Annotated in this window: 8 protein-coding genes and 1 pseudogene; 7 read left to right on the top strand and 2 right to left on the bottom strand. The window is 74.1% G+C overall.

Annotated features, from left to right (window positions below; genetic code table 11):
• Together IH13_RS0109250 and hemW are read left to right on the top strand one after the other, a co-directional pair.
• Window positions 1-358 (top strand): PP2C family protein-serine/threonine phosphatase (locus tag IH13_RS0109250; RefSeq protein ID WP_158791112.1); only part of this gene is annotated, 358 nt, incomplete at its 5' end.
• Between the two features lie 11 nt (window positions 359-369).
• The gene (gene hemW, locus IH13_RS0109245; protein WP_037841034.1) at window positions 370-1602 is read left to right on the top strand and encodes a radical SAM family heme chaperone HemW; all 1233 of its coding nucleotides are present in this window, start codon (window positions 370-372) and stop codon (window positions 1600-1602) included.
• A 151-nt stretch (window positions 1603-1753) separates the two neighbouring features.
• Here the strand turns inward: hemW and IH13_RS0109240 are convergent, their stop codons facing one another.
• Both IH13_RS0109240 and IH13_RS0109235 read right to left on the bottom strand, forming a co-directional pair.
• Complete coding sequence (locus tag IH13_RS0109240) at window positions 1754-2572, bottom strand: DUF3097 domain-containing protein (protein ID WP_031082754.1); 819 nt, start codon at window positions 2570-2572, stop codon at window positions 1754-1756.
• Window positions 2573-2597: 25 nt separating this feature from the next.
• Window positions 2598-3320, bottom strand: a complete 723-nt coding sequence (locus tag IH13_RS0109235) for an MBL fold metallo-hydrolase (protein WP_031082752.1) — start codon at window positions 3318-3320, stop codon at window positions 2598-2600.
• A gap of 163 nt (window positions 3321-3483) precedes the next feature.
• Between IH13_RS0109235 and hrcA the strand changes: the two genes are divergently transcribed.
• From hrcA to IH13_RS0109210, 5 genes and pseudogenes are all read left to right on the top strand, one after another.
• Complete coding sequence (hrcA, locus tag IH13_RS0109230; RefSeq protein WP_031082750.1) at window positions 3484-4500, top strand: heat-inducible transcriptional repressor HrcA; 1017 nt, start codon at window positions 3484-3486, stop codon at window positions 4498-4500.
• A complete protein-coding gene (gene dnaJ, locus IH13_RS0109225) occupies window positions 4501-5640 on the top strand; it encodes a molecular chaperone DnaJ (protein WP_031082748.1) in 1140 nt (379 codons plus the stop codon). It abuts the gene before it with no gap.
• Window positions 5641-5772: 132 nt separating this feature from the next.
• Window positions 5773-6818 (top strand): annotated as a pseudogene (locus IH13_RS37075) (nitronate monooxygenase).
• The gene (locus IH13_RS0109215) at window positions 6815-7558 is read left to right on the top strand and encodes a 16S rRNA (uracil(1498)-N(3))-methyltransferase (protein ID WP_031082747.1); all 744 of its coding nucleotides are present in this window, start codon (window positions 6815-6817) and stop codon (window positions 7556-7558) included. The pseudogene IH13_RS37075 and the gene IH13_RS0109215 overlap by 4 nt, the downstream one beginning before the upstream one ends.
• 462 nt (window positions 7559-8020) lie before the next feature.
• Window positions 8021-8280 (top strand): HIT domain-containing protein (locus IH13_RS0109210; protein WP_031082745.1); only part of this gene is annotated, 260 nt, incomplete at its 3' end.

Below are 8280 nucleotides of genomic sequence, written 5' to 3'. Positions count from 1 at the left end.
CCTCCCTCGCGCCATCAGAGATGTGTATAAGAGACAGGTCGAGGACATCGCGTACGAGAGCCAGAGCTTCGACCTGGCGCCGGGCGACAGCCTCCTCTGCGTCACCGACGGGGTGACGGAGCGACGCTCCGGGCGGCGGATGTTCGACGACGGCGACGGGCTCGCGCGCGCCCTGGCGGCCTGCGCGGGGCTGTCGGCCGACGGCATCGCCGAGCGGATCAGGCGGGCCGTGCACGCGTTCGCCGAGCAGCCGCCCGACGACGACCTCGCCCTGCTGGTCCTCCAGGTCGTCCCGCCGGAGCACGGGGCGCAGGCACCCGCGACGGGCGGCGGAGGGGAAAGCACCGGCGACGGGTGACAATGGACGGTATGCCTTCCGTACTGCCCGATGGTGAACCCGTGCCCGACGACGGGGCACTGCCCCGCCACGCCCTGGAAGGCGCCGCCGACCGGCCGCTCGGCTTCTACCTGCACGTGCCCTACTGCGCGACCCGCTGCGGTTACTGCGACTTCAACACCTACACCGCGACCGAGCTGCGCGGCTCCGGGGGCGCGCTGGCCTCCCGGGACAACTACGCGGCCCACCTGGTCGAGGAGGTGCGCCAGGCCCGCAAGGTGCTCGGCGACGACCCGCGCCCGGTCCGCACGGTCTTCGTCGGCGGCGGTACGCCGACGCTGCTGCCCGCCGCCGACCTCGTCAGGATGCTGGCGGCGATCCGGGAGGAGTTCGGGCTGGCCGAGGACGCGGAGATCACCACGGAGGCCAACCCCGAGTCCGTCGGGCCGGCCTATCTGGAGGCGCTGCGGGAGGGCGGTTTCAACCGGGTCTCCTTCGGGATGCAGAGCGCCCGGCAGCACGTCCTGAAGATCCTGGACCGCACCCACACCCCGGGCCGTCCCGAGGCCTGCGTCGCCGAGGCCCGCGCGGCCGGGTTCGAGCACGTCAACCTCGACCTGATCTACGGCACCCCGGGGGAGTCCGACGACGACTGGCGTGCCTCCCTGGACGCGGCGATCGGCGCGGGACCCGACCACGTGTCCGCGTACGCGCTGATCGTCGAGGAGGGCACCCAGCTGGCCCGCCGCATCCGGCGCGGCGAGGTCCCGATGACCGACGACGACGTCCACGCCGACCGGTACCTGATCGCCGACGAGGCGATGGCCGCCGCGGGCTTCTCCTGGTACGAGGTGTCCAACTGGTCCCGTACGCCCGAGGGGCGCTGCCTGCACAACGAGCTGTACTGGCGCGGCGCCGACTGGTGGGGCGCGGGCCCCGGGGCGCACAGCCACGTCGGCGGTGTGCGCTGGTGGAACGTCAAGCACCCCGGGGCGTACGCGCAGGCGCTGGCCGAGGGCCGTTCGCCCGGGGCCGGCCGCGAGGTGCTCGGTGACGAGGACCGGCGGGTGGAGCGCATCCTGCTGGAGCTGAGGCTCGTGGAGGGCTGCCCGCTGTCCCTGCTCGCACCGGCCGGTCTCGCGGCGGCGGGCCGGGCGGTGGATGACGGCCTGCTGGAGCCCGGACCCTACGCGGAGGGCCGCGCCGTCCTCACCCTGCGCGGACGGCTGCTGGCCGACGCGGTGGTCCGGGACCTCGTCGACTGACGGGCGGGGGCCTGCACGGAGGCCCCGCGCCTGCCCCGGGGCGCTCGGAGCGGCCACGGCCGACCCAGGTGCCCGACGAAGACGCCCGCGCACGCCCCGGACCGCTCAGCCGGGCAGGGTGACGAACACGCCCGCGCACGCCCCGGGGAGCTCAGCCGGGCAGGGTGACGAAGTCGATCAGCTCCTCGACCCGGCCCAGCAGCTGCGGCTCCAGGTCCTTGTACGAGCCGACCCGGGACAGGATGTGCTGCCAGGCCGCCCCGGTGTTCTCCGGCCACCCCAGCGCCCGGCACACCCCGGTCTTCCAGTCCTGGCCGCGCGGCACCACCGGCCACGCGTCGATCCCCACGGAGGACGGTTTCACGGCCTCCCAGACGTCGATGTACGGATGCCCCACCACGAGCACGTGCTCGTCCGTGACCCGGGCGGCGATACGGGACTCCTTGGAACCCGGCACCAGGTGGTCGACCAGCACACCGAGCCGGGCACCCGGGCCCGGGGCGAACTCGCGGACGATCGCCGGGAGGTCGTCGACGCCCTCCAGGTACTCCACCACCACGCCCTCGATGCGCAGGTCGTCGCCCCAGACCCGCTCCACGAGCTCGGCGTCGTGCCGCCCCTCCACGTAGATACGGCCCGCCCGGGCCACCCGCGCCCGCGCCCCGGGCACCGCGACCGAACCGGACGCCGTACGCGCGGGGCGGACCGGGCCGCCGGCCGGCGGGCGGACGAGGGTGACGACCCTGCCCTCCAGCAGGAAGCCACGCGGCTCCATCGGGAACACCCGGTGCTTGCCGAAACGGTCCTCCAGGGTGACCGCGGGCCCCTGGGCGGTCTTCTCGCACCGGATCACCGCACCGCAGAAACCGGTGGACACCTCCTCCACCACCAGATCGGGCTCGGCGGGGACCTCGGGGGCGGGGGCGGACCTCTTCCACGGCGGGGTCAGATCCGGCTGGTAGCTGCGCATGGACCGACGATAGGCCGAGGCCCGTTCACGACACGCCGAAGCGGGCCGCCAGCCGCGCGCGCTGCGCCCGTACGAACGCCGCGTCCACCACCGCCCCGTGCCCCGGGACGTACAGCGCGTCCTCGCCGCCCAGCTCCAGCAGCCGGTCCAGCGCGGCCGGCCAGCGGGCGGGCACGGCGTCGGGGCCGGCCTGCGGTTCGCCGGACTCCTCGACCAGATCGCCGCAGAGCACCACGACCGGGGAGCCCGGCACCAGTACCGCCAGGTCGTGGCCGCTGTGCCCGGGGCCCACGTTCGCCAGCAGGACCTGCAGGCCGCCGCCGAGATCGAGTGTCCAGTCGCCGCTCACCTGGTGGCGCGGGACCACCAGGGCGTCCGTCGCCGCCGTGGCCTCCTGCTCGTCCATCCCGTGGCGCACCGCGTCCGCGCGCAGTTCCGCCGCGCCCCGGGACAGCAGCTCCGCCGTACCGACCGCGCCGTAGACCTCGGCCCCCGCGAAGGCGGCGGTACCGAGCACATGATCGAAGTGCGGGTGGCTCAGTGCGATATGCGTCACCCTCCGGCCGAGCAGCCCCTCGGCATCGGCCCGCAGCCCGGCCCCCTCCCGGAGCGTGGAGCCGGTGTCGTAGAGCAGCGCCCCGTCCGTCCCGGCCACCAGTGCGGCGGTCGCGTCCCAGCGGGGGAGGCGCCGGCGTCCCGTACCGTCGCCCAACCGCTCCCAGCCGAAGTCTTCCCAAGAGACGTCCATACGACGACGCTATCGGCAACGGTCCGGGCCCTCGCGCGACGGCCTGGCCGGTCGCCCTTGCCCCGGGCCCACCCCGCCCCCGTACACTGACCGGGGGATTGCTGGCACTCGAACGGACAGAGTGCCAGGCAGGGACCGGAGACAACAGCTGGAGGTGTGCGCGATGCTCAGCGAACGCAGACTCGAAGTGCTGCGCGCCATCGTCCAGGACTATGTCGGCACCGAGGAGCCCGTCGGCTCCAAGGCACTCACGGAGCGGCACAACCTGGGGGTCTCCCCGGCGACCGTCCGCAACGACATGGCGGTGCTGGAGGACGAGGGCTTCATCGCCCAGCCGCACACCAGTGCGGGGCGCATCCCCACGGACAAGGGGTACCGGCTCTTCGTCGACAAGCTCGCGGGGGTCAAACCCCTGTCGTCGCCCGAGCGCCGCGCGATCCAGAACTTCCTCGAAGGCGCCGTCGACCTCGACGACGTCGTGGGCCGTACGGTGCGGCTGCTGGCGCAGCTGACCCGGCAGGTCGCCGTCGTGCAGTACCCCTCGCTGACGCGTTCGACGGTGCGGCACGTGGAGCTGCTGTCGCTGGCTCCCGCCCGGCTGATGCTCGTCCTGATCACGGACACGGGCCGGGTCGAGCAGCGTATGATCGACTGCCCTGCCCCGTTCGGGGACACCGCCCTGGCGGACCTGCGGGCCCGGCTCAACAGCCGGGTCGTCGGGCGCCGCTTCGCGGACGTCCCGCAGCTGGTGCAGGACCTTCCGGAGTCCTTCGAGACCGAGGACCGGGCGGCCGTGTCCACGGTCCTGTCCGTCCTTCTCGAAACTCTGGTCGAGGAGACGGAGGAGCGGCTGATCATCGGCGGCACCTCCAACCTCACCCGCTTCGGGCACGACTTCCCCGTGATGATCCGGCCGGTGCTGGAGGCACTGGAGGAGCAGGTCGTGCTGCTGAAGCTGCTCGGTGAGGCCACGGACTCAGGCATGACCGTACGGATCGGGCACGAGAACGCCCACGAGGGCCTCAACTCCACGTCCGTCGTCGCGGTCGGCTACGGTTCGGGCGACGAGGCAGTCGCCAAACTCGGCGTGGTCGGACCGACCCGCATGGACTACCCCGGAACGATGGGAGCGGTACGCGCAGTGGCACGTTACGTCGGACAGATCCTGGCGGAGTCGTAAGTGGCCACGGACTACTACGCCGTACTCGGCGTGCGCCGCGACGCTTCCCAGGACGAGATCAAGAAGGCATTCCGCAGGCTCGCCCGCGAGCTGCACCCGGATGTCAACCCCGATCCGAAGACCCAGGAGCGGTTCAAGGAGATCAACGCCGCCTACGAGGTGCTGTCGGACCCGCAGAAGAAGCAGGTCTACGACCTCGGCGGCGACCCGCTGTCCGCCTCGGGCGGCGGTGGCGGTGCGGGCGGCTTCGGCGCCGGCAACTTCGGCAACTTCAGCGACATCATGGACGCCTTCTTCGGCACGGCGTCGCAGCGCGGGCCCCGCTCGCGCACCCGGCGCGGCCAGGACGCGATGATCCGCCTGGAGATCGACCTCAACGAGGCGGCCTTCGGTACGACCAAGGACATCCAGGTCGACACGGCGGTCGTCTGCACGACCTGCAGCGGTGAGGGTGCCGCGCCCGGCACCTCCGCGCAGACCTGTGACATGTGCCGCGGCCGGGGCGAGGTCTCCCAGGTCACCCGGTCCTTCCTCGGCCAGGTCATGACCTCGCGTCCCTGCCCGCAGTGCCAGGGCTTCGGTACGGTCGTGCCCACCCCGTGCCCCGAGTGCGCGGGCGACGGCCGCATCCGTTCGCGGCGCACCCTGACCGTGAAGATCCCCGCCGGTGTCGACAACGGCACCCGCATCCAGCTCGCGGGCGAGGGCGAGGTCGGCCCCGGCGGCGGTCCCGCCGGTGACCTCTACGTCGAGATCCACGAGCTCTCGCACCCGGTGTTCCAGCGGCGCGGTGACGACCTGCACTGCACGGTCACGCTCCCGATGACGGCCGCGGCCCTCGGCACCCAGGTGCCGCTGGAGACGCTGGACGGCCTGGAGGAGATCGACATCAGGCCGGGCACCCAGTCCGGCCAGTCGGTACCGCTGCACGGGCGGGGCGTCACGCACCTGCGCGGCGGCGGACGCGGTGACCTGATCGTGCACGTCGAGGTGATCACCCCGACCAAGCTCGACCCCGAGCAGGAGCGGCTGCTGCGCGAGCTGTCGAAGCTGCGCGGCGAGGAGCGGCCCACCGGCCAGTTCCAGCCGGGCCAGCAGGGGCTGTTCTCCCGGCTGAAGGACGCCTTCAACGGCCGCTGAGCCCGCTTCGGCGCCCGCCCCGCACCGCCCGCCGGCCCTGTACCGGCGGGCGGTGCGGTGTACGCCGGGGACGGGACCGGGGGCGGAGCCGGCTGATTCGGACCGTCGTGCGGAGCGTGGGACGATGCGGTCATGTCCTTGGCGCTGACCGATCTGAGCCGCTATCCCGTCGTGCAGGGCCGCGGGCCGCCGCCGTCGCCGAGGCCGGCGGGCTCGGGTTCCTCGCCGCCGGGTACAAGACGGCGGACGGCATGTACCAGGAGATCAAGCAGCTGCGGGCGCTGACCGGCCAGCCGTTCGGCGTCAACCTGTTCATGCCGCACCCGCCGCTCGCCGACCTCAGCGCCGTCGAGGTCTACCGCCACCAGCTCGCCGGTGAGGCCGCCTGGTACGAGACCCCGCTCGGCGACCCGGACGCCGGGGGCGACGACGGCTACGAGGCGAAGGTCGCGATCCTCCTGGAGGACCCCGTCCCCGTGGTCTCCTTCACCTTCGGCTGCCCCGGCCGTGAGGTCCTGGACGCCTTCGCCGCGGCGGGCACCTTCACCGTGGTGACGGTGACCTCCGCCCAGGAGGCACGGGACGCGCAGTGGGCGGGCGCCCACGCCGTCTGCGCCCAGGGCGTCGAGGCCGGCGGCCACCGGTCCACCCACCGCGACGACCCGCAGGGCGGGCTCACCGGCACCGGACTCCTCACCCTCGTCGCCGAGGTCCGGGAGAGCGTCCAGCTGCCGGTCGTCGCGGCCGGCGGGCTGATGCGCGGCTCCCAGATCGCGGCGGTGCTGGCGGCGGGCGCCCAGGCGGCGCAGCTCGGGACGGCGTTCCTGGCCTGCCCGGAGTCGGGCGCCCACCGGCTGCACAAGCAGGCCCTGACCAACCCGCTCTTCGTGACGACGGCTCTGACCCGGGCCTTCTCCGGGCGCCCGGCCCGCGGGCTGGTCAACCGCTTCGTACGGGAGCACGGCCCGTACGCCCCCGCCGCCTACCCGCAGGTGCACCAGCTGACCGGCGGACTGCGCAAGGCCGCCGCCCGGGCCGGGGACGCCCAGGGCATGGCCCTGTGGGCCGGACAGGGCCACCGGATGGCACGCGAGCTGCCCGCCGGGGAACTCGTGGAGCTGCTCGTCGCCGAAATGGACGCCGCGTGTGCGGCAGTGAGTGGGAGGAGCACCCGGTGACGGCACCGGTCTTCGTCGTCGAACGCCTGCCCGGTGGGCCGGAGTTCGTGCTGGACGGCCCCGAAGGGCGGCACGCCGTCTCGGTGAAGCGGCTGAACCCCGGGGAGGACGTCGTCCTCACCGACGGGCGCGGTCGCTGGGCCGAGGGCGTCGTCCGGGCGGCCGAGGGGAAGGACCGGCTGGTGGTCGGCCTCGCGACGGTGCGTGAGGAACCCGCCCCCGAGCCCCGGATCACCGTCGTCCAGGCGCTCCCGAAGGGTGACCGGGGTGAGGTCGCCGTCGAGACGATGACCGAGACGGGCGTGGACGCGATCGTGCCGTGGCAGGCCTCGCGCTGCATCACGCAGTGGAAGGGCGAGCGCGGACTCAAGTCGCTGGCCAAGTGGCGCACCACCGCGCGTGAGGCGGGCAAGCAGTCGCGCCGGGTGCGCTTCCCCGAGGTGTCCGAGGCGATGACGACCAAGCAGGTCGCCGCCCTGCTGGCCGGGGCCGACTTCGCGGGCGTCCTGCACGAGGACCGGGACGCCCCCAGCGCCGCGCTGGCCACCGCCGGACTTCCCGCGCAGGGCTCGATCGTGCTGGTCGTGGGCCCGGAGGGCGGTGTCTCGCCGCAGGAGCTCGCCGCCTTCGCCGAGGCCGGGGCCCCGCCCTACCGGCTCGGCCCGAGCGTGCTGCGCACCTCGACCGCAGGGACGGCCGCGGCGGCCCTGCTGATGGGGCGCACGGGGCGCTGGGGCTGAGGTCCGCCCCCTCCCGCCGCAGGGGGCCGGGCGGCGCCCCGAGGGCTCCGGGCCCGGGCCGGCGCGGGTCCCGCGATGCCACGTCGTCCGCCCCGGCGGCCCCCCGGCCCCTGGACGGGCCGGGTGTCCCGCGGCGCTGTGCCCGGACCCGGACAGCGCCCGTCACGCCGACGACCCGCTCCGACCGGCTCCGGGCCTGGCCCGTGCCGGCGCGGGTCCCGCGAGGCCGCGCCGTCCGTCCCGGCGGCCCCCCGGCCCTGGACGGGCCGGGTGTCCCGCGGCGCTGTGCCCGGACCCGGACAGCGCCCGTCACGCCGACGACCCGCTTCGACCGGCTCCGCGCACGCTCCCCGGCCGCGCCGCACGCCGGGCCGGATAGCATGCCGGAGTACTGATCACGTCCATCGCGAGCGGCGCCCCCGGGCGGGGCACGCTCACCCACGCGACCGAGGAGGCCGGGGCATGGCGGGAGAACCGCAGTCCGACTGCCTGTTCTGCAAGATCGTCACGGGCGACATCCCGGCGACCATCGTCCGCGAGAGCGAGACGACCGTCGCCTTCCGTGACATAAACCCCCAGGCCCCCACCCACGTCCTGGTCATCCCCAAGGCGCACTACCCGGACGCCGCCTCGCTCGCCGCGGCCGAACCGCTGATCGCCGCCGACGTGCTGCGCGAGGCCGGACTGGTCGCCGCCGACGAGAAGATCGTCGAGAGCGGCTA

It is taken from the genome of Streptomyces sp. NRRL WC-3549 (genome assembly GCF_000721935.1).
Lineage (GTDB): Bacteria > Actinomycetota > Actinomycetes > Streptomycetales > Streptomycetaceae > Streptomyces.
This window is presented reverse-complemented; position numbering and strand designations above follow the sequence as displayed.

Bases quoted from the DNA above. Each gene is read 5' to 3' on its own strand.
- IH13_RS0109240 (WP_031082754.1), bottom strand. From the start codon at position 2,572: ATGCGCAGCTACCAGCCGGATCTGACCCCGCCGTGGAAGAGGTCCGCC.
- IH13_RS0109235 (WP_031082752.1), bottom strand. From the start codon at position 3,320: ATGGACGTCTCTTGGGAAGACTTCGGCTGGGAGCGGTTGGGCGACGGT.
- hemW (WP_037841034.1), top strand. From the start codon at position 370: ATGCCTTCCGTACTGCCCGATGGTGAACCCGTGCCCGACGACGGGGCA.
- hrcA (WP_031082750.1), top strand. From the start codon at position 3,484: ATGCTCAGCGAACGCAGACTCGAAGTGCTGCGCGCCATCGTCCAGGAC.